At 74.0% G+C, this 20,430-nt stretch carries 20 protein-coding genes and 1 tRNA gene; 6 read left to right on the top strand and 15 right to left on the bottom strand.

The window, feature by feature from the left end; all coding sequences use genetic code 11:
- Positions 1–30: 30 nt before the first annotated feature.
- The 5 genes from ABWI04_RS11735 to ABWI04_RS11755 are packed head-to-tail and all read right to left on the bottom strand — an operon-like array spanning position 31 to position 4,900.
- Positions 31–1,311: an ABC transporter substrate-binding protein gene (locus ABWI04_RS11735; RefSeq protein WP_345174560.1), complete on the bottom strand. Its 1,281-nt coding sequence runs from the start codon at positions 1,309–1,311 to the stop codon at positions 31–33.
- Positions 1,308–2,408: a branched-chain amino acid ABC transporter permease gene (locus ABWI04_RS11740; protein ID WP_345174562.1), complete on the bottom strand. Its 1,101-nt coding sequence runs from the start codon at positions 2,406–2,408 to the stop codon at positions 1,308–1,310. Before ABWI04_RS11740 ends, ABWI04_RS11735 begins: the two co-directional genes overlap by 4 nt.
- Complete coding sequence (locus ABWI04_RS11745) at positions 2,401–3,291, bottom strand: branched-chain amino acid ABC transporter permease (RefSeq protein WP_353832372.1); 891 nt, start codon at positions 3,289–3,291, stop codon at positions 2,401–2,403. Before ABWI04_RS11745 ends, ABWI04_RS11740 begins: the two co-directional genes overlap by 8 nt.
- Positions 3,288–4,103: an ABC transporter ATP-binding protein gene (locus tag ABWI04_RS11750; protein WP_353832373.1), complete on the bottom strand. Its 816-nt coding sequence runs from the start codon at positions 4,101–4,103 to the stop codon at positions 3,288–3,290. The genes ABWI04_RS11745 and ABWI04_RS11750 overlap by 4 nt, the downstream gene beginning before the upstream one ends.
- Positions 4,100–4,900, bottom strand: coding sequence for an ABC transporter ATP-binding protein (locus ABWI04_RS11755; protein ID WP_353832374.1), 801 nt, complete (start codon positions 4,898–4,900; stop codon positions 4,100–4,102). Before ABWI04_RS11755 ends, ABWI04_RS11750 begins: the two co-directional genes overlap by 4 nt.
- Before the next feature lie 183 nt (positions 4,901–5,083).
- On the opposite strand from ABWI04_RS11755, the gene ABWI04_RS11760 reads away from it, so the two are divergent.
- Positions 5,084–5,821, top strand: a complete 738-nt coding sequence (locus ABWI04_RS11760; RefSeq protein WP_353832375.1) for a neutral zinc metallopeptidase — start codon at positions 5,084–5,086, stop codon at positions 5,819–5,821.
- On the opposite strand, the gene ABWI04_RS11765 is transcribed toward ABWI04_RS11760, so the two are convergent.
- Together ABWI04_RS11765 and ABWI04_RS11770 are read right to left on the bottom strand one after the other, a co-directional pair.
- A complete protein-coding gene (locus ABWI04_RS11765) occupies positions 5,814–6,104 on the bottom strand; it encodes an MTH1187 family thiamine-binding protein (protein WP_353832376.1) in 291 nt (96 codons plus the stop codon). The two genes, ABWI04_RS11760 and ABWI04_RS11765, sit on opposite strands and share 8 nt — an antisense overlap.
- 15 nt (positions 6,105–6,119) lie before the next feature.
- The gene (locus ABWI04_RS11770; protein ID WP_185023356.1) at positions 6,120–6,512 is read right to left on the bottom strand and encodes a DUF7715 family protein; all 393 of its coding nucleotides are present in this window, start codon (positions 6,510–6,512) and stop codon (positions 6,120–6,122) included.
- Between the two features lie 63 nt (positions 6,513–6,575).
- Here ABWI04_RS11770 and ABWI04_RS11775 point away from each other — a divergent pair, with 63 nt between their 5' ends.
- A complete protein-coding gene (locus ABWI04_RS11775) occupies positions 6,576–7,349 on the top strand; it encodes an enoyl-CoA hydratase-related protein (protein WP_353832377.1) in 774 nt (257 codons plus the stop codon).
- A 50-nt stretch (positions 7,350–7,399) separates the two neighbouring features.
- Here the strand turns inward: ABWI04_RS11775 and ABWI04_RS11780 are convergent.
- Positions 7,400–7,473, bottom strand: a tRNA-Ile gene (locus tag ABWI04_RS11780).
- Between the two features lie 184 nt (positions 7,474–7,657).
- Here ABWI04_RS11780 and ABWI04_RS11785 point away from each other — a divergent pair.
- From ABWI04_RS11785 to ABWI04_RS11795, 3 genes are read left to right on the top strand one after another with little or no spacing between them, the layout of a single operon-like run.
- Positions 7,658–8,341 (top strand): LppX_LprAFG lipoprotein, encoded by a 684-nt coding sequence (locus ABWI04_RS11785; RefSeq protein WP_353832378.1) that lies wholly within the window; start codon positions 7,658–7,660, stop codon positions 8,339–8,341.
- Positions 8,338–10,044, top strand: a complete 1,707-nt coding sequence (locus tag ABWI04_RS11790; protein WP_353832379.1) for an MFS transporter — start codon at positions 8,338–8,340, stop codon at positions 10,042–10,044. Before ABWI04_RS11785 ends, ABWI04_RS11790 begins: the two co-directional genes overlap by 4 nt.
- Before the next feature lie 43 nt (positions 10,045–10,087).
- Positions 10,088–10,699: an Rv1733c family protein gene (locus ABWI04_RS11795; protein ID WP_345174582.1), complete on the top strand. Its 612-nt coding sequence runs from the start codon at positions 10,088–10,090 to the stop codon at positions 10,697–10,699.
- A 19-nt stretch (positions 10,700–10,718) separates the two neighbouring features.
- On the opposite strand, the gene ABWI04_RS11800 is transcribed toward ABWI04_RS11795, so the two are convergent.
- From ABWI04_RS11800 to ABWI04_RS11830, 7 genes are all read right to left on the bottom strand, one after another.
- Positions 10,719–11,423, bottom strand: a complete 705-nt coding sequence (locus tag ABWI04_RS11800) for a 3-keto-5-aminohexanoate cleavage protein (protein WP_345174583.1) — start codon at positions 11,421–11,423, stop codon at positions 10,719–10,721.
- 24 nt (positions 11,424–11,447) lie between these two features.
- Positions 11,448–13,415, bottom strand: coding sequence for a hypothetical protein (locus ABWI04_RS11805; RefSeq protein ID WP_353832380.1), 1,968 nt, complete (start codon positions 13,413–13,415; stop codon positions 11,448–11,450).
- A 43-nt stretch (positions 13,416–13,458) separates the two neighbouring features.
- Positions 13,459–14,637, bottom strand: a complete 1,179-nt coding sequence (locus tag ABWI04_RS11810; protein WP_353832381.1) for an adenylosuccinate synthetase — start codon at positions 14,635–14,637, stop codon at positions 13,459–13,461.
- Between the two features lie 201 nt (positions 14,638–14,838).
- Positions 14,839–15,810: a hypothetical protein gene (locus tag ABWI04_RS11815; protein ID WP_345174590.1), complete on the bottom strand. Its 972-nt coding sequence runs from the start codon at positions 15,808–15,810 to the stop codon at positions 14,839–14,841.
- Positions 15,811–15,822: 12 nt separating this feature from the next.
- Entirely contained in the window at positions 15,823–16,851 is a 1,029-nt protein-coding gene (locus tag ABWI04_RS11820) for a molecular chaperone DnaJ (RefSeq protein WP_353832382.1), read from the bottom strand.
- 49 nt (positions 16,852–16,900) lie between these two features.
- Positions 16,901–17,734, bottom strand: a complete 834-nt coding sequence (locus tag ABWI04_RS11825; protein WP_345174594.1) for an NUDIX hydrolase — start codon at positions 17,732–17,734, stop codon at positions 16,901–16,903.
- A 228-nt stretch (positions 17,735–17,962) separates the two neighbouring features.
- Positions 17,963–19,930, bottom strand: coding sequence for an amino acid permease (locus tag ABWI04_RS11830; RefSeq protein WP_353832383.1), 1,968 nt, complete (start codon positions 19,928–19,930; stop codon positions 17,963–17,965).
- Between the two features lie 315 nt (positions 19,931–20,245).
- Here ABWI04_RS11830 and ABWI04_RS11835 point away from each other — a divergent pair.
- Positions 20,246–20,430: hypothetical protein (locus tag ABWI04_RS11835; protein ID WP_353832384.1), on the top strand; the 185-nt coding region annotated here is incomplete at its 3' end.

Below are 20,430 nucleotides of genomic sequence, written 5' to 3' on the forward strand. Positions count from 1 at the left end.
CGCGGGCCGGGCCCCGCGTCCCGGCGATCCTCAGGCCCCCGCCGGGACCTTGTACTTCCCGGCCGCCTCCGACTCCGTGGGCTGCCGCTCGACGACCAGCCCGCCGAGCGCCTTGGCGTCCGTCCGCAGGATGTAGGTCTTGCGGGTCCCGGGCTCGTCCACCTTGGAGAAGTCCATCGGCGTGCCGTAGCCGCCGTCGTGGGCGGTGGTGGACCGGTGCGCGGTGATCAGTCCCTCGCGGGTGAGGTCCTTGGCCGCGCACGCCTTCTTCAGCGCGTCCGCGAAGATGACCGCGCCCGTGTACCCGTTGACGACGGCGCTGTCGCGCGGCTGCCCCGGGTACTTCTTCCCGTAGTCGTCCGCCAGCTTCTTGATCGGCGCCAGGCCGGACGAGATGGGCGCGCCCGCGCTGGCGAGGTAGAAGTCCTTCAGCAGCGCGGGCGCGGCCGCGGTCTGCAGGAGCTGCGGGGAGAACCCGGAGTTGCTCGCCACGATCGGCGCCGCCATGCCCTTGGCCCGGGCGAGGCCCGCAAGCGACGCCGACTGCCGGGGCCCGGCGCTCATCAGGATCGCCTTGACGCCCGCGCTCTTCAGCGCCGCGACCTGGGCGGACATGTCGTTGTCGGTCGCCTTGATCTTCTGTTCGACGAGCGTCAGGCCGAGCTCGCCCGCCGCGTACTTCGCCCCGGCGAGCGCGCTCTCGCCGTAGTCGCCCTCGAAGTACACGTGCCCGACCTTGTCGCCCTTGGCGATGCCCTTCTCCCGGGTGAGGAAGTCCAGGGCGTTGATCATGTCGACGTCGTAGGTGGTGCCGGTGACCTGGATGTACCTGCTGCCGAGCAGCGTCGTCGACCAGGCGTTCGGGATGACGAACATCTTGTCGGCCTCGATGCGGCCCTTGAGCGCCGTCACCATCGGCGAGCCGACGAACTGGGCGATGCCGATGACGCTCGACTGCATCTCGCTGTACCCGGCGACGGCCTTCTGCACGTCGTAGCCGTGGTCGCGGACGACCAGCTCGACCTTGCGCCCGCAGACGCCGCCCTGGGCGTTCAGCTGCTCGAAGTACATCCGCTGCGCCTGGGTGAGGCTCTTGCCGAGCGGCGCGTACACGCCGGTCAGGTCGGTCTCGACGCCGACGCGGATCGTGCCGTCGGTGACGCCGGGCCCGGTCTTCACACCGTCCGAACCGGTGCCGCCGGACCCGCCGGACGCCTTGCCGCTGCAGCCCGACGCCATGCCCAGCGGCAGCGCCACGGCAAGCGCGACCACGGCAAGACGCGCCGGGCCGAACCTGGGGATGCGCTTCATATCGCTTGCTCCTCTTGCTCGAATCGGGTGAGGGGACGGGAGGCCCGGCGCCGGGACGCGGCGGTGCGCAGCCGCGTCCACGCCCCGGTCAGGCCGCCGGGGAGGAAGAGCACGACGGCGACGACGGCGGCGCCGTACAGGATCCGGGCGGCCTCGGCGGGGGAGACGCCGCCCGAGCCCGGGGCGGCGACGAGGGGCAGGTCGTCGCCGAAACGGGTGAGGAGCTGGGGCAGGACGGAGACGAACACCGCGCCCGCGACGGCCCCGGCCGCGGTGCCGAGCCCGCCGATGACGATCATGGCGAGGTAGTCCAAGGACAGGAACATGCCGAAGTAGTCGGGGACGGTCCGCCGGAACGCCAGCGCGAGCAGCGCCCCGGCCGCGCCCGCGTACATCGACGACAGCACGAACACGCCGGCCCGGTAGCGGGCCACCGGGACGCCCATGACCGCCGCCGCGACCTCGTGGTCGCGGACGGTGTTGAGGGCCCGCCCCGGCCGTCCGCGCAGGATGCCGCGCGCGATCCACACGGCCGGGACCAGCAGCGCGACGGCGAGGAACCACAGCCGCTCCAGCGCGCCGAGCGGGACGGCGAACACCACCAGCTCCGGGGCGTCGTCGAAGCGGAACCCGGCGATCTCCAGCGGCGGGACGTCCCGGCCGTTGAACCCGCCGGTGACGCTCTCGGCGTTGAACAGCAGGTGCTGCCCGATGAAGATCAGCGCGAGGGAGGCGATGCCGAGGTAGGTGCCGCGCAGCCGTCCGGCGATGGGGCTGAACAGCCCGCCCGCGACGCCCGCGAGCAGGATCGCGCCGAGGAACGCCAGCGGGGTCGGCAGCCCGAGGCCCGCGAGCTTCGGCCCCGAGCCGGACGCCAGGTAGACGTACCCGTACGCGCCGACCGCGAGGAAGAAGGCGTGCCCCATCGACAGCTGCCCGGTGGCGCCGGTCAGCAGGTTCAGGCCGATCGCGCCGACCGCCGCCGACATCGCGAACAGGCCCGTCTGGAGCCAGAACGCGTCGAGGTAGAACGGCAGGGCCAGCAGGACGAGGGTGGACGCGGCGGCGGCCGCGTACCGGATCCGGGCGTCAGACACGCGACAGCTCCCTCGTCCCGAACAGCCCGGCGGGACGCACGAGCAGCACCGCGAGCATCACCAGGAACGGCGCCACGTCGCCGATGCCGCGCCCGAGGAACGCCAGCTCGCCCTGGTAGCCCGTCACGAGCGACTCGGTGAGCCCGACGGCGAGGCCGCCGACGAGCGCGCCCGTCGTGGAGTCGAGGCCGCCGAGGATCGCGGCCGGGAACGCCTTCATCGCGGCGAACGAGGTGGCGCGGTCGAGGCCGGGGGTGGGGAACACGGTCAGGAACAGCGCCGCCACCGCCGCGAGCGCCCCCGCGATCGCCCACGCGGCGAACGACACGCGGCCCAGCCGGACGCCCATGAGCGCGGCCGTCTCGCCGTCCTCGGCCGCCGCCCGCATCGCCACCCCCCAGGGCGTGAGGCGGAACGCCAGCAGGAACGCGGTGATCAGGACGGCCGCGGTCGCGAACGCGGCGATCCGCGTCTGCGCGATGCCGACGCCCGCGACCTCGACGATCCCGTCGCCCCACGGGTCGCCGAGCGACAGGACCCGGGTGCCGATCTCCCGCGTCAGCGCGGTGGTCAGCACGATGTCGACGCCGATCGTGACGATCGCCAGCACGGACCGGTCCTCCACCCTGGCGCGCCGGAGCACCAGCAGCTCCACCAGGGCGCCCGCGGCGGCCGCCGCCGCGACGCCCGCGCCGAGCGCCGGCAGGAACCCGATGTCGTCGTGCAGCACCGCGGTCACGTAGCCGCCCGCCAGCAGCAGCGAGGCGTGCGCGAAGTTGACCACCTCGGTGGCCCTGAAGATGATCACGAAGCCGAGGGCGATCAGCGCGTACACCGACCCCGCCGAGACCCCGTTGACCACCAGCTCGATGAACGTGCTCAAGGATTTCCCTCCGATTCGGGGGCGCCCGCGGGCGCGTGCGCGGCGCCGAGGTAGGCGCGGATCACGGCCGGGTCGCGCTGCACCGCCGTGGGCGCGCCGCCCGCGATGCGCCTGCCGAAGTCCAGGACGGTGACCTCGTCGGCCAGCCGCATGACCATCCCCATGTCGTGCTCGACCAGCAGGACCGAGAGGCCGAGGTCGGCGCGGGCGCGGAAGATGACCTCGGCCATCCGCCGCCGCTCCGCGCCGTTCATCCCGGCCACCGGCTCGTCCAGGAGCAGCAGCCGGGGCTCCATCGCGAGCGCGCGGGCCAGCTCGACCCGCTTGCGCACGCCGTAGGACAGCAGCCCGACGGGCGCGTCGAGGTGCTCGGCGACGCCGACGAACGCGGCGATGTCGCGGACCCGGTCCCGGTGCCGCGCGTCCTCGCGGCGCGCCCGCGGCAGCCGCAGGCCCGCCGACACGAACCCGGCCCGGGTGAGGCGGTGCCGCCCGAGCATGAGGTTGTCCTCGACGGACAGGTGCCGCGACAGCGCGATGTTCTGGAACGTCCGGGCGACGCCGAGGCCCGCGATCCGGTGCGGCGGCAGCGCGGTCAGCTCCGCCCCGCCGAACCGCACGCTGCCCTCGCTCGCCCGGTAGACGCCGGACAGGACGTTGAAGCACGTCGACTTGCCCGCGCCGTTCGGGCCGATGAGCGCGTGGACGCTGCCGGGCTCGACGGAGAAGCCCACGCCGTCCAGCGCGGTCAGCCCCGCGAACCGCACCGTGAGCCCGCTGACGCGCAGCTCGCCCGCCTCCGCGCCGCTCATCCGGCGGACCACCGCTCCAGCGAGGGCCCGTCCCCGGTCTCGGGGGCCGCGGCGTCCGCGCCGCCGACGCCGAGGTAGCGGCGCCTGACCTCGTCGCTCGCCGCCAGCTCCGCCGACGGCCCGCGCAGCGTCACCGCGCCGACCTCCAGCACGTGCGCGGACGACGACAGCTCCAGCGCCAGCGCCGCGTTCTGCTCGATCAGCAGGATCGCCGTGCCCTGCAGGTTGATCTCCCGGACGGTCTCGGCGATGCGCTCGGCCATCATCGGGGCGAGCCCGAGCGTCGGCTCGTCCAGCAGCAGCACGGCCGGGCACGCCATCAGCGCCCGCCCGATCGCGAGCATCTGCTGCTCGCCGCCCGACAGGAGCCCCGCCCGCTGGCGCGCCCGCTCCGCCAGCAGCGGGAACAGCGCGAGCACCCGCGCGCGGGCCTTCGCGGCGTCGGACCTGCTCGGCGCGCCGAGCGCGCCCGCCCGCAGGTTCTCCTCGACGCTGAGCCGGCCGAACACCCGGCGGCCCTCCGGGACCTGCACGACCCCGGCCGCGACGACGGTGGCGGGGTGCAGGCCGACCAGGGAGCGCTCGCCGAGCCGGACCGTGCCCGCGTCCACCGCGCCGCGGTGGAACGGCAGCGTGCCCGAGATCGCGCGGAGCAGGGTCGTCTTGCCGGCCCCGTTCGCGCCGAGGACGGCCGTGACCGATCCCGCCGGGACGTCCAGCGAGACCTCGCGCAGGGCCCGCACCGCCCGCCCATAGGTCACCGACAGCCCGCGGACCGCGAGGGTCCCGTTCGCCATGCGCCCCTCCAGAAGTTCGTGTGACCGGCACCCCAGCACGGGGCCCCGACCTGCGTCCACGGGCCGCGGGCAAGACGGGGCGAGGGTCCAATCGAACGTCGTTCGGGTTGTGCGGGGAGCACAGTGCGGGCCGATTCGGGTGAGTGTTCGACCTTCTGGGGGGCCGCGCGCGTATGACCCGTCATGAGGCAGACGGCAGGGAACCGTTCGCGGCGGCGCGCCGCCCTCGCCGGAGCGCTCGCGCTGGCCGCGCTGACGGGCGCCTGCGAGTTCCAACCGGCGGCCGCGGGACCCGGCGCCCGCCCCGCGGCGCAGAGCACCCGGGTCGCGTCCCGCGCGCCCGCCCCGGCCGCGTTCGACGAGCGCGGGTTCCGGGAGGACGTCCGCACCGCCGAGACGCTCACCGACGACTTCTGGCGGCGGCACTGGAACCGCCTGTTCACGGGTGAGTACAGCTCACCGCGCGTCGTCGGCCTCTACGACGGACGCGATCCGGCCTCAGCGCCGGTCTGCGGCCGCGAGCGCTTCGAACCCGACAACGCGGCCTACTGCCCCTCCGGGGACTTCGTCGCCTGGGACGCCCACCTGATGCGGTCGGGGTACGCGCGCGGCGACGCGTGGGTCTACCTCGTGATCTCGCACGAGTGGGGCCACGCCGTCCAGAACCGGCTCCGGCGAGGCCTGGTGTCGCCCGCCGCGGAGCTGCAGGCCGACTGCCTCGCGGGCGCCGCCCTCTACGGCTCGTCCGACGACGGCACGCTGCGGTTGGAGGACGGCGACGAGCAGGAGCTGGTGGACGCCTTCGCGGTCATCGGCGACCGGACGCCCTGGACCAGACCCGGCGACCACGGCTCGGCCGTCCAGCGGCTGCGCGCCTTCTCGCGCGGCGGCGAGAACGGCGTGCGGGCCTGCTTCACCTGAGGCGGCGCTCCACCGACTCGACCTTGGCGTCGAGGGCGCCGGTCACGCCGGGCCGGATGTCGGCCTTGACGACCAGGCTGACCCGCGGCGCCCGCGCCGCGACCGCGTCGGTGGCGGCCTTCACCACGGCCATCACCTCGTCCCACTCGCCCTCGATCGTGGTGAACATGGCGTCGGTCCGGTTGGGCAGGCCGCTCGCCCGCACCACCCGGATCGCCTCGGCGACGAGCTCGCCGACCTCCTCGCCCGCGCCGAGCGGGGTGACCGAGAACGCGACGAGCATCGCGCACCTCCATGACTAAGGTTGGACGACCTGCCGTACCACGATCTCATCCAGCCGGCGCTCGACGACCACCCCCACCGGCCAGTCGCGCACGAGGCAGCGCAGCAGGGCCGCCTCGTGCTCGGCGAAGGAGGGGTCGCAGCCCTGCTGTTCGAGGCTGGAGCGGATGGCCAGGACGTAGTCGGCGTCGGTGAAGCCCGGGATCTCGCGGACCATCGCGGTCGTGGTGGCGCGATGGGAGTTGAGCCCGGCGAAGGAGCGGCCGCATCCGCAGCCGCCGTCGGGGTCGTCGCGGTCGCGGGCGCACACCGTCCCGATGTGGACCAGCTCGCCTTCGACGCACCAGTCGAAGTCGTTGCCGCGGAATCCCTGGCTGGAGTTGGTGGCGGTGAGAAGTTTCAAGGCCATGCCCCCCTCGGCTCGTGGACGCCGGACCACCGTACGACGAGGGTCTGACGTAACGTCGGGAACATGAGCGAAGACGACGACGTCCTGCTGCACCGCGACGGTCCCTTCACCACGATCACGATGAACCGGCCCCGCCGCCGCAACGCGCTCTCCCGCGCCTTCCTCCTCCGCCTCACCGAGGCGTTCCGGGAGGTGGGGGACACCGACGCCCTCGGCGTGGTCCTCGCCGCCAACGGCCCGGTCTTCTCCGCCGGGCACGACTTCGCCGACATGGCCGGCGCGTCCCACGCCGACGCCCGCGACCTGCTGCGGGTCTGCACGGACCTGATGCAGACGATCCAGTCCGTCCCGCAGGTGGTGGTGGCCCGCGTGCACGGCCTCGCGACCGCCGCAGGCTGCCAGCTCGTGGCGAGCTGCGACCTCGCCGTCGCCGCGGAGAGCGCGGGCTTCGCCGCGCCCGGCGGCAAGGGCGGCTGGTTCTGCCACACGCCCCTGGTGGCGATCTCCCGCAACGTCGGCCGCAAGCGCGCCGCCGAGATGGCCCTCACCGGTGAGGTCGTCGACGCGGCCACGGCCGCCGAGTGGGGGCTGATCAACTACGCGGTCCCCGACGACGGGCTCGACAAGGCCGTCGACGACCTCCTGCGGCGCGCCACCCAGGGCAGCCCGCGCAGCAAGGCCCTCGGCAAGCAGGCGATGTACGCCCAGTTCGACCGCCCCGAACAGGACGCCTACGCCTACGCGATCGAGGTGATGGCCGCGTCCAGCCAGACTCCGGAGGCGCAGGAGGGGATGGCGGCGTTCCTGGAGAAGCGCCGCCCGGAGTGGCCCGCGTAGGGCCTCGGAAGAGGGCTCGCTCCGCTCCGGGAACGGTGTGCCGCCATGGGTAGGGCGGGCGGGACTCGAACCCGCGACCGGGAGATTATGAGTCTCCTGCTCTGACCAGCTGAGCTACCGCCCCAGGCGCATCCCCGGACCGGCCGGGGCGTCGCCGGGTGCAATCTTAGCGGCGGCCGTTTCACCGGGGCCACCGCGAACCCCGATGTCCCACACCCGCACCGCCCACGACGTCCTACCTGAGGGGGTGGGATGTCATACCTGGTACCGAGTGACGGGTGGTGGTACCCGTCGGTAGGGTCCCGCGTATGTCCAGACGCATCCTCGCTCTCGTGCCCGTCCTGCTCGCGCTGGTGTTCGCCGGCGCCTGCGACGGCGGGTCCGGCGGGCCCGCGAAGAAGGCCGACTTCGACGCCGCGCAGACGCTCCGGCAGGCCGCGCAGGCCATGGGGGGCCTCAAGAGCGTCGCGTTCACCCTGGAGTCGGAGGGCACGACGCCGGTCATGGTGAAGGGCGGCGACATGAAGCTGCTCCGCAGCGGCGACGCCGAGGGGACGCTGGCGGTGGAGCAGCAGGGACAGAAGGTCGAGATGAAGGTCGTCGCGGTCGGGGACAGCATCTACCTCGACGCCGGGACCGGCGGCTGGCGCAAGCTGCCCAAGGGCCTCGCGGCGAGCGTGTACGACCCGTCGGCGGTGCTCGACCCGCAGCGGGGGATCGCCAAGCTGCTGACGTCGGCGCAGGGGCCGTCGCCCGAGGCGGTGGAGAAGGTGGACGGCAAGGAGGCCTACCGGGTGGCCGCGAAGCTGCCCAAGGACCAGGTCGCCGGCCTGATCCCCGGCATCGGGGAGGACATGGACGGCCAGGTGTGGGTGAGCAAGGCCGACCACCGGCTGCTGAAGGTGCGGGGGACGTTCCCGAAGGACAAGGGGTCGGTGACGATCAGGTTCACCGAGTTCGACGCCCCGTACAAGATCAGCGCGCCGCGGTGAGCGGGCGTCGCCGGGTCGCGATCGGCGCCGGCGGCGCGGTGGTGCTGCTCGCCGCGCTGGACGCCTACGTCGTCACGACGATCCTGGTGCCGGTGGTCAAGGACCTCGGGATCCCCGTGAACCGGCTGGAGCGGGTGACGCCGGTCCTGACCGGGTTCCTGCTGGGGTACGTGGCGGCGATGCCGCTGCTCGGGCAGTTGTCGGACCGGTTCGGGCGGCGGCCGGTGCTGCAGGCGTGCCTGGTGTTCTTCGCGGCCGGGTCCGTGGTGACGGCGCTGGCGCACGGCGTCCCGGTGCTGACGGCGGGACGGGTCGTGCAGGGCGTCGCGGGCGGCGCGCTGCTGCCGGTGACGATGGCGCTGGCCGGCGACCTCTGGGAGGAGCGGCAGCGGCCGGTCGTGCTCGGCGCGGTGGGGGCGGCGCAGGAGCTGGGAAGCGTGCTGGGCCCCCTGTACGGGGCGGGGATCGCGGCGGCGCTCGACTGGCGGGCGATCTTCTGGATCAACCTGCCGCTGGTCGCGGTCGCCATGGCGGCCGTGCAGGTCGCGGTGCCGGGCGGGCGCGGGTCCGGCCCAGAAATGAGCGAAGCGAACCGGGGGGTGTGGGGGGTCGCCCCCTCACAGAGTGCTCGGATGAGCGAAGCGAACCGGGGGGTCGTCCCCCCGCGGGAAGCGCGGCCGGGCGTGGACGTCGTGGGGGGCCTGCTGCTGGCCCTCGGGCTCGGGCTGCTGGTCGCCGCCGTCTACAACCCCGAACCGCAGGAGGCGGCCCTGCCTCCGTGGGGCCTGCCGGCGCTGGGCGCGGGCGCCGCCGTGCTGGCGGTGTTCGTGCTGTGGGAGATCAGGTCCCGGACGCGGCTGCTCGACCTGTCGGGCGTGCGGCGGGGGCCGCTGCTGGCGACGCTCGGCGTGAGCCTGCTGTCGGGCGCGGCGCTGATGGTGACGCTCGTGGACGTCGTGCTGGTCGCGCAGACCGTCCTGCACAAGGACGCGACGGACGGGGCGCTGCTGCTCACGCGGTTCCTCGTGGCGCTGCCCGTCGCGGCGGTGGCCGGGGGTCTGGTCGCCCGGCGGGTGGGGGAGCGGTGGCCGATGGTCGTGGGGATGGCGGTCTCCGCCGGCGGCTACCTGCTGATCGCCGGCTGGCCGGCCGATCTGGCGGGGGCGTCGTACGGCCCGCTGCCGAGGATGGACGTCGACCTCGTCGTGACGGGGCTCGGCCTCGGCCTGGTGATCGCGCCGGTGTCGTCGGCGGTGCTGGCGTTCGTCCCGGCCGCGCGGCACGGCGTCGCGTCCGCGGCCGTGGTCGTCGCGCGGATGATGGGGATGCTGCTCGGGATCTCCGCGCTGACCGCGTGGGGCTTCCACCGGTTCCACGCCCTCACGGCCGACCTGAAGCCGCCGCTGCCGTTCCTGATGTCCAAGGGCGAGTTCGCGAAGCAGATGAAGGTCTACGAGGCGGCCCTCCAGGACGCGCTGCGGACCGAATACCGGGAGATCTTCTGGATCACCGCCGGGATGTGCCTGCTCGGCGCGCTGCTCGCCCTGGCCGCCGGGACGGGCCGGGACGCGCGCCCCGAGGCCCCGGCCGCCGCCCGGATTCGGTCCTCGGCCCCGCATAACGGCCCGGAAACGGGAGATGATTCGGCCACCGGTGACGTGCCGATCAACGAGCGCGGGAATATCCTGGGAAAAGATGGCTAAAGGCCTCTTGCCGGGAGGGCATGCCCCGGGGAGGTGAACGCGGATGCGCAGGTCCGGCATCGGCCGAGGAGGCCCGCCGCTCACGCGGCTGCGCCGGCGCCTCGGCCTGGAGCGCAGTGAACTGCGCCGTCCGGTGGACCGCGTCCAGCGGATGGTCGCTCTCGGCCTCCTCCTGCTGCTGCTCGGCGTCGCCCCGCCGCTCGCCGCCTGGACCGCGTCCCTGTCCTACTCCGCGGGGACGCGCGCGGAGAACGCGGAGCGGGCCGACCGCCGCCAGGTCGTCGCCACGGTCACCTCGACCGGCGGCCTCGGATCCTCCGGCGACCGCTACATCCACGAGACGGTCCAGGCCAGCTGGCCGGGCGCGGACGGCAGACCCCACGCCGGGTCCCTGCCCGCCTGGAAGGACGCCAGGGTCGGCGCGCACCGGACGATCTGGGTGGACCGGCACAGCGAACCGACCGTCCGGCCCCGCCCGCACAGCCGCACCGTCACCGATGCGGTGTACGCGGCCGGCGCCACCGTGCTCGGCTGCGCGCTGCCCGTCCTGATCGCCTACGCCCTCGTCCGGCGCCGCTGCGACCGGCACCGCGACGAGCTGTGGGAGGCCGGCTGGGCGCGCCTGGACGCCGCGGGCCACAACCCGCGCTCCTGACGTCCGGGTCCGCGGGCGCCTAAGGCGCGAGGAGGGCGCGGGCCGTCTGGACGAGGACCGCGTTGTCGGCGGCCGGAGAGCCGTCGGGGAGTTCGAGGGTGTCCTCCAGGCCGATGCGGACGTCGAGGTTCAGCCTGACGGCGAGCCGCAGCACCGGCCACGCGCCGCCGTCCTCGCCGTGCAGCAGGATCGGGCGCGACAGGCGCGTGCCGAGGTCGTGCAGCAGCGCCTTGGCGGTGTCGGTCGCGGTCTCCGGGTCGGTGTCGGTGATCTCCGCGAGGATCCGCAGCACGTGGTGGGCGTGCGGCCAGCCGAGGAACCGCGCCGCCGCGTCGGTGCCGGAGAAGATCCCCGCCTCGATCGCGACGCCGCGTTCGAACAGCGCCTCGGCGACGAGCTCGGCGCCCTCCTCGTGGAAGTTCACCGAGGCGTGGTCGGGCAGGACGGTCCAGGAGCGCACCAGCGCGGCGCGCTCGACCGGGTCGGGCGCGGCCCAGGCGCCGGTGGTCACCCCGACGGGGATCGACGGGGTCGCGGCGCGGACGGCGGCGATGGTCTCGGCGACGCGGGGCGCGGCGAGGGTGTCGGCCCCCGCGTCGTCCTTGGGATGCAGGTGGGCGTCCTGGGCGCCCACATCGGCCGCGGCGCGGACCGCCGCGGCGATCTCCTCCGGGGACGTCGGCACGCCCTCGGTCCGGCTTCCGTTGGGGCAGACCTGCAGCATGGACCCGATCATCTCAGGTCCGGATCAGGGCGTGATCACGCAGGGTCCCCCGCCGCACACGTCCACGACGGCGCCCGTGGTGAGGAAGGCCGCCTTCTGCCGGCGCGCGTCCGCGTTGCCGCGGGGGTCGGAGTGCGGGTCGCGTCCCTCGGTGGGGGGCGTGTTGGTGAGCGGCGGGACGGGGGAGCCGCTGTCCCACACGACCATGGCGGAGCCGTCGTAGGACGTCCCGAACGTCGGGATGCCCCAGTAAGGCGTCTTGTCCGGGCTGCGGCCGGGGACGACGGTCGGCGCGTGGACGCGGGCGCCGATCGTGCGCGCCTCGACCTCGGCGGCGACCGGGGCGACCTGGTGGTCGCCGAACGCCACGTGCATCAGCACGCGGTGCTTCGGCGTGTTCGGCAGCGGGTCGTCGGTCATGTGCCAGGCGTAGCCGTTGGCCTCGCCCCGGTCCCACAGCATCTGGATGAGCGCGAGGCCGATCTGCTGGTCGAGCTTGTCCGGGTAGAACAGGTCGAGGATCTTGGCGTACTGCGGGAAGTCGGCGCTGCGGTTGAGCAGCGTGCTGTAGTTCATCGCCGGGACGCCGAGGACGGCGCGGCGGACGTCGGGGGAGATCGCGGTGAGCGCGCCGCCCATGATGCCGCCCTGGCTGTTGCCGTCGTAGGTCAGCTCGGCGCCGGTGTCGATCAGGGGCGCGCCCGCGTCGTCGCGGAACGCCTTGTTCCCCGCGAACCCGCGGGTCATCGCGCGTCCGAGGAAGGTGAAGTTCACGAGGCTCTGCTGGAGGCGGTCGGCGACCGTCCGGAAGCGGGAGAGGTCGGCGAGCGCGGTCACGACGTTCGGGACGTCCTCGTCCGCCATGCCGATCCACTTGGTCGCGCAGAACATAAAGCCGTGCTCGGCGGCCATCGCCTTGACGTTGCCCGCGTCGACCTCGCCCTCGCTGCCGAGCAGGCCGTGCCCGTAGAGGGCGGGGCGCGCGGGGCGGGCGAGCGCCGAGCGCGGGATCTCGCACTGGAACGGGACGGCCTGGGAGTTGCCCGGCAGCCGCGAGGGCATGCCGTCCGCGCCGCGGTGCAGGGCCGATCCGGGCGGCCCGCCGTACTGGTCGAGGTAGCTCGGCGCCCAGACGACCCCCTTCACCTCCCGGGCGATCTTGTCGTCCACGTCGTCGGTCACCTGCGTGACGAGGAACGAGGGGGAGCGGTCGCCGAGACCGCGCAGCGTGTCGTCGCGCATGCGGAGCACGGGCCCGGTGAGGCTCTGCCGGCTCGCGACGGTGAAGTCCCAGGCGAGGTACAGGCCGTCGTGGCCCACTCCGCGAGCCCGGAGCGCGGCGAGGACCCGCCTGCCCTCCCGCTGCCGCGCCGCGAGCGGGTCGGTCGCCGGCAGGTCGGGCCCGAGAATTTTGGCGAACGCGGCGTTCGGCCGGATCAGGTCTCCTGACGCGTCGCGCAGGTCGCGCAGCGCGACGGCGTAGCGGTGGCCCTCGCGGAAGTTGCGGGCCGGGCGGACGATCAGCGCCCGGCGGTCGGCGGGCGCGTTCGCGTCCAGCTCGGCCCAGTACGGCCAGCGCTCGCCGGTCGCGGTGTCGACGATGACGATCGGGGCGTCGTCGCGCAGCGAGGCGCCGATGTCGGTGACGGGCGCGGCGCCGGTGCGGGCCAGGTCGAGGCCGGGGACGCGGCTGAGCAGCATCGAGCCGGGGGAGAAGCCGTCGGCGCGGTTCCAGTCGTCCGGCGACACGGGCACGCCGAGCGCGTTCTTCAGCGTCGTGCGCAGGTGGACGCGGCGGCCGGTGGGCGTGCCGCCGTCGGCGACCGTGTAGTAGTCGTTCGGGAACGGGAGGAGGCACGCGGCCGGGTCGATCGGGTCGCAGCCGTCGGCGGCCTGCGCCGCGGCGGGCGGTGCGGCGGCCGGTCCGGTCAGCAGCGCGAGGGACGCGGCGAGCGCCGCGAATGCCGACAGGGTGCGCAGGGGGAGACGCAACGTCCACCTCCGGAAGAGCCGCGGCGTTAGCGGGATCTTGGTCTCAGCGCACGCTCAGGTCAATGGGTGTCCGGAAGTGGTCAGCGCGCTTGTCGGTCGAGGTGGGGCCGTGGGAGCGCAGGACGACGGGCGCGCCGAGCGCGTCCTCGATCGTCTCCACCGGGTCGCCGAGCGGGGCGTACACCGGGCGCGCCGCCAGGAGGCGGCGGGTGAGGGCGGCCTGGCGGTCCAGGTCGGGCGGTCCCGTTTCCAGGCGCCCGACCCGGCCGCCGTCCATCTCGTAGGAGTGGCAGACGCGCAGGTCTGGACGCGCCCCCGCGACGTCCAGGTGCGTGACCGCCAGGCCGTCCACGCCGCCCGCCACCTCCAGCGCGTACCGGAGCGCCACGGCGTCGAGGTGGCCGACCCGGAACGCGCCCTGCCAGCGTCCCGTGCCGTTGTGCGGGTCGGGGAGGTCCGCGGTCAGCGCCGGGTCCTCGGTGACGAACGGCCCGGGGCCGTGGCGGGTCGCGTACGCGCGCAGCACCCCCAGCCGCGCCGCGGACGCGCCCGCCTCGGCCAGCAGGGTCTCGGCGTTGGCGAACGTCGTCGTCGACCACGTCGTGTACGGGTGGAAGCCGTGCCACTCGTCCAGCAGGACGCCCTGGGCGCCTTCGAACACCGCGCTCCCCGCGCGGAGCAGCGCGGGCAGGTGCCCGGGGCCGACGATCCGCACCCGCTCGGCGAACGCGGTGAACGCCTCGGCGCACGCGTCGGCGCCGGGGACGTCCTCGCCGTCGGGGAACGCGGCCCGATACCAGTCGCGGACGGCGGCGAGCCGGCGCCGCAGCCGGGCGGGCGACAGGCAGTCGGCCGCCCGCGGCGCGTCGTCGTGTGCCAGGGCGTAGGACGCGGTCTCGCCGACGCCCATCCCGCACGACCCGTGCCGGGCCGCGCCGCGCGCCGACTCCCGCGCGCGGTTGGCGGCCCGGTGGTAGGGCGTCGTGAGCAGCGCGTCCCCGTCGACGGTGAGCCGGTCGAGCGCGTCGGGGACGCCCAGCGCGCGCAGGTGGTCGGCCTCGGCCGCGAGCGCCAGCGGGTCGACGAGCATGAACCGCGACAGGTGCGTCAGCACTCCCGGCGTGAACGTGCCCGAGCCGAACTGGGCGAACGTGTGGTGCCGCCCGTCCGGCGCGACGACGTTGTGCGCGGCCTGCGCGCCGCCGTTGAACCGCACGACCACCGGGGGCTTGGATGAGCGGAGCGAACCGGGGGGTGTGGGGGGTCGTCCCCCCACCGGGTGTACGGATGAGCGAAGCGAACCGGGGGGTGTGGGGGGTCGTCCCCCCACCGGGAGCGCAGTTGTGCGGCAGAGGTGGTCGACGACCGTGCCCTTGCCGGCGTCCCCGAAGCCGAGGTCGACGACGATCACGTGGTCCATGGATCAGAGCCGGGTCGTCGCGGACGGGCCGGAGGCGTCCAGGCCGGGCGGCGTGGAGGAGACCGCGACCGGCGCGCGGGCCGCGTCCAGCCGGGCGAGCGCGCGCGACACCGAGGCGCCGGCGCCCGAGCCCGCCTCCGCGAGGTGCTCCAGCCCCTCGCCCAGGTCGATGGCGTCCTCGGCGAGGCCGATCGTCAGCGCGATCGTCTCGCAGACGGCGTCCAGGTCGTCCAGGTAGAGCACGTTCTGGCCGAGCAGCCCCTGCCAGAAGTCCTTCAGGTCCTGGTTGCCGGCGTGGTAGGCGCCTTCCGGGATGATGAAGTACACGTCGTACTTCGTCTGCAGCTCACGGACGAGCTTCGCGATCGGGACGTCCTCGTCCGGCTCGCCGCCGATCAGCGCGGCGATCTCGCGCCGCTTCGCCTTCGGGTAGGCCAGCTCGTCACCGATCATGAACAGGTAGCCGCGCTTGCCGCGCTTGTCGAAGCAGTCGATCGCGGTGTGCCGCGCCATGAAGTACATGGCCAGCTCGTAGGACTCGCGCATCTGGCCGCCGCCCCCGCCCTCGAGCAGGATCCTGCCGAGGTCGTCGTCCATCCGGTTGTCGGCCTCGAACTGCCCGACCTGCAGCGGGGCCCGGTCGCAGGTCGCGTCGCCGACCGCGCCGAACAGGATGTGCGGGTGCTCGACGTACCCCTTGCGCAGCAGCAGCCCGAGCAGGTCGGGGAGCTTGGCCTGCAGCGTCCGCGGGACGGTCCCCATCGAGCCGGTCACGTCGAACAGCACGCCGATCGCGAGCGACTCGGGGTGGTCGGCGGAGTCCCGGCTCTCGCGGAAGGTCACGCCGCGCGGGTCCAGGTCGGGGTGGACGGCGGTCGCGCCGCCGTCGGAGTAGGCGAACGCGCTGGCGCCGGTGGACGCGCGGTAGCTCGCGCGCGCGGCGTAGACGTCGGTGGACCAGTTTCCGCTTCCCATGATCTCTCTCCTTCAGTGGGGGGCGGGCATGTGGAAGGGGCGGAAGCGGCGCGGGCCGTAGAGCCGCTCCAGCAGCTCGTCGAACTCGGCCAGCAGCCGCCAGGCGTCGGCGGGGCGCCGGTTCTGCGCCGGCAGCGTGCAGCCGCGCGCGAACGAGCGCATCGCCTTCGGGGCCTTGTCGCCCATCAGGCCGGTCATGCACCGGGCGGCCATGAAGATGTCGGTCGCCGGGCTCGCGGCCCGCCGTCCGGGCACCTCGGGCGGGTACCAGCCGGCGTACCGGTCGACCATCGCCGGCACGCGGCCCGAGGGGTCGGCGTGCGCGTGGCAGCCGGGGACGGAGTAGCACCAGTCGACCAGGACCAGGCCGTGCTCCTCCGGGTGGATCATCACGTGGTCGGGGAGCACCGCGCCGTGCAGGACGCCCGCGCGGTGCGCGAAGCCGAGGCCCGCGAGCAGCCGCCGCCACATCCAGGCGGCGTCGCGCGGGTCGACGCCGTCCGGGAAGGCGCGCCCGACCTCGGCGAGGCTGTGGAAGCCGTCCAGCGCGGCGATCACGTTGACCTGCCGCTGCGTCCCGGTGGCGGCGTCCCGGTGCCGGAACGACTCGACGAGCCGCGGCACGTAGGGCAGGAATCGGGCGTCGCCGTCCTTCGGAAGCTGCCGGAGCGCCACGGCCTCGCGTTCGAGCAGATCGCCGTCGGCGGGGTCGCGCGGCATCTTCAGCAGCACCCGGCGGCCCGGCTCCGGGCGCGCCGCGTACAGCACCGCGAGATCGCCGCCGATGGGGTCGCCCTCCAGCCGGTACGCGTGGCGGCGCGTGGTGATCAGCGTCTCGTCGCCGCGGTTGTAGGCGCGCCAGAGCGAGGTCAGCCTGACGAACGCCTCCTCGGTCCGGCCGCCGCCCGCGTCCGGGTGGACGAGCCGGGCCAGCCGCCGGTAGCGCCGCACCGCCTCCGCCAGGTCGTCGCCGAACAGGTCGGCGGGAACGCGGGCCCGGCCGAGCCGCGCCAGCGCGTCCTCCAGTTCCGTCTCGCTCATCTGTGCTCCTTGTGGGGGGCGACCCCCCACACCCCCCGGTTCGCTTCGCTCATCTGATCTCCTCCTCCCTGCTGGGCCGCAGCAGGGCCGGGTGCAGGAGCCGGGCGTCGCCCGCGCGGTAGAGGCGGGGCCGCGGACCGCCCCGGCGGCCGCCGCGGTCGGACGTGGCGCCGGTGCTCTCCACGAACCCCGGGACGGACAGGACCTTGCGGTGGAAGTTGCCGGCGTGCAGCTCCTCGCCCCACACCGCCTCGTACACCGAGCGCAGCTCGGGGATGGTGAACTCGCCGTCGCAGAACGCCGTGGCGAGCGGGGTGTACTCCAGCTTCCCGCGGGCCCGCTCCAGCCCGTCCGACAGGATCCGCGCGTGGTCGAACGCCAGCCGGCGGGTGGTGCCGGGGCGCTGGCGCCCCGAGTCGGCCAGGCCCAGCGCGTCCACCGGCGACCACGCGGCGTCGGCCGCGTCGCCGCCCGCCTCGGGGTCCGGCAGTTCGGGCGCGAACGCCAGGTAGGCGACGGAGATGACGCGCATCCGCGGGTCGCGGCCGGGGGAGCCGTAGGTCCCGAGCTGCTCCAGATGGACCCGGCCGAGTGCGCCGCCCTTGGCGCTGAGCCCTGTCTCCTCGGCCAGCTCCCGGACGGCCGCGTCGGGCAGGTCCTCGGCGTCGGTTCCCTGGAGCGGGCCGCCCGCCTGGACGAAGCCGCCGGGCAGCGCCCACATCCCCTCGTAGGGGGCGTTCCCCCGCCGCACGAGCAGGACGTGGAGGGCGCCGTCGCGGATGGTGAGGGCGACCACGTCCACCGTCACGGCGACCGGGTCGTAGTCGCGCGGGTCGTAGTTCGCGAGGAAGTCGCTCTCGTCGCGCCTCGGCTCCGGGCCCATCCGCCCGCCTCCCGTCGATCTTGGACTGAGTAAGTCTCAGAGTGAGTTCATCTCGGTATGAGAAGAACATAACCCGGGCCGGGCCCGCTGTCCAGTCCCTTCCTCTGGAGACGAGACGAGGGCGCCGCCCCGGGGAGGGGGCGGCGCCCTGAGTCGTTCGGCGGGCCCGTCGTTCAGCGGGCCGGGTTTGGGCGGAACTTCACAAAACAGAAGTTCTGCGGTGCGGCCTCAGCGGCGGTGCCGGCCGCCGTGCGGCGGCTCCTGGTGCTCCCCGCTCTGACCGCTTTCGCCCCGCGGCCCGTACGGGTCCGAGGTGCCCGGATCGAGGGTGTACGGATCGAGCGTGTACGGATCGTCGGAGCGGGCGGAGGGGTACCGCTCCGGGGCGCGCTCGCCGGGATGGCGGGGGTCGCGGGCGAACTGGCCGCCCGGCTGCCGTCCCGTCGAGTACCGGCCGGTCGGGTAGGGGCTCTCGGGCGCGCCGGGGCGCCGTTCGGCGGGCCAGGTCCCCGTCCCGTAGGGCCCGGGGGAGGAGTGGACGTCCCGCGGGCCGGGCGGAGGCGCCATGTGCGGAGACGGTGCCATGCCGGGCTGAGGTGCGATGCCGGGCGGGGGCGCCATGCCGGGCGGGGGCGCCATGCCGGGCGGCGAGGCCGGGGCCAGCCGCGCGGTGGCCGGGCGCGCGGGCGGCGCGTCCAGGAGGAGCTTCATCTGGCTCTTGCGGCGCCCGTAGACCAGGTAGAGGACGAGCCCGACGCCCATCCAGACGGCGAAGTACCCCCAGGTCTGGACGTTCAGGTTCAGCATCAGCCAGCCCACCGCGACGATCGCCACGAGGACGACCAGCGGCGCCGCCGGCATCCGGAAGGGGCGGTGCAGGTCGGGCCGGGAGCGGCGCAGCGCCAGCACCGCCGCCGCGACGAACAGGAACGCGAACAGGGTGCCGATCACGACGAGCTGCTCCAGCGTGAGCACGTCGACCGTCTGCGACATGACGATCGCCGCGCCGCCGGCGACGAGCGTGGCGCGGGACGGGACCTTGTAGCGGCTCATCGCGGCCAGGGGGCGCGGCAGCAGGCCGTCGCGCGAGATGGAGAACACCACCCGGGTCAGGCTGATCATCAGCACCAGGATCACGGTGGTCAGCGCGAGCATCGCGCCCACGTCGACGATCTTGCCCATCGCGCCCGCGCCGACCGAGTCGAAGGCCGCGGCGAGCAGCAGCTTGTCGGGGTTGAGCTTGGCGATGCCGTCCATCCCCATCATGCCGACCAGCGCGAACGCCACGGCCACGTACAGCACGATCGCGGTGACCAGGGCGGTGATGATCCCGCGCGGGACCTTGCGGGGCGCGTCGTCGGTCTCCTCCGAGGCCGTCGCGATCAGGTCGAACCCGATGTAGGCGAAGGCGATCGCGGGCGCCGCCGCGAGCATGCCCCAGGTCCCGAACACGTGCGGGGTGCCGCCGCCGACGGCGCCGAGCACGGCGTCCAGCACCGTCTTGTCGCCCGCGGGCGCGGGCTGCGAGGGCGGCAGGAAGGGGGTGAGGTTGCCGGGGTGGAAGAACTTCAGCGCGGTCGCGATGACGAGCCCGATCACGATGACCTTGGCCAGCACCATGAACCACAGCGTCTTCAGGCTCATCCGGCTGCCGCCGGCGAGCATCAGGACGACCAGCAGCAGGATGCCGAGCGCGAACACGTCCGGCCCCTTCTGCTGGCCGATCAGGTCGCCGAGCCCGCTCGGGATCGGCACCCCGAAGTCGTGCAGCGCCTGCGTCGCGTAGAGGGACCACACCCGGGCGAGCACCGACGCGGCCAGCAGCAGCTCCATGATCAGGGCCCAGCCGACGACCCACGCCCAGATCTCGCCGAACGCGACGTAGGCGAAGGAGTACGCGCTGCCCGCGACCGGGATGATCGAGGAGAGCTCGGCGAAGGCGAGCGCCGCCAGCACGCACACCCCGCCCGCGATGAGGAACGACACGAGCACGCCGGGCCCCGCCGTGGAGGACGCCTGCTCGCCGGCGATCTTGAAGATGCCGGATCCGATCATGACGCCGAGGCCGAGCACGACGAGGTCGCGGGTCCGGTACACCACGCGGAGCCGGTGCCGGCCGCCGTAGAGCCGGCCGGTCGCCTGCTCGACCGGCAGCCGGCGGAACATGTTGTTGCGCATGCGCATGTCCAAGGTCATAGGTGATCCCCCAGGCCTGAACCCGCGCCGCTGTTCGCGAGGTGACGGCTTGCTGAAGTCCCTAAGAATTCACCAAGTATGGGCAAAATAGCAACGTTTTGTGGGTGATTAGTGTGGTCAGGCGGTTGTTGGATCCTGCCAACCCCCGCAGGTCGGCGACATGTCGCAGCGGATCACTCACGCTCGGCACAGGGAGACCGAATCCCTTTCTGGTGGAGCGTTCCGAGCGAATACGCCTCATTTCCAATGGAGAAAGCGCTTAATGATCTTTGTTGCGCGCGGCCCTCCGGGACCGGGCGCGACCGGGGTCGGCCGGTGCGGACGCTGGCGCGGGCCGAAGATCGATGGCACCGTAGGGGCGCCGCGTTCGTCTGGAGGTCCGGTGTTGCGCTCCCCGTCGCCCTCGCACACGTCCCCGCCCCGCCCGCCGGCGCCGCCGTCCTCACGTGGCCGTCGCTGGCGCTCCTGGCCTGCCTCGTCCTGATCACGATGCTGGCCGT

The organism is Actinomadura sp. NPDC000929 (assembly GCF_040492065.1).
Taxonomy (GTDB): domain Bacteria; phylum Actinomycetota; class Actinomycetes; order Streptosporangiales; family Streptosporangiaceae; genus Spirillospora; species Spirillospora verrucosospora.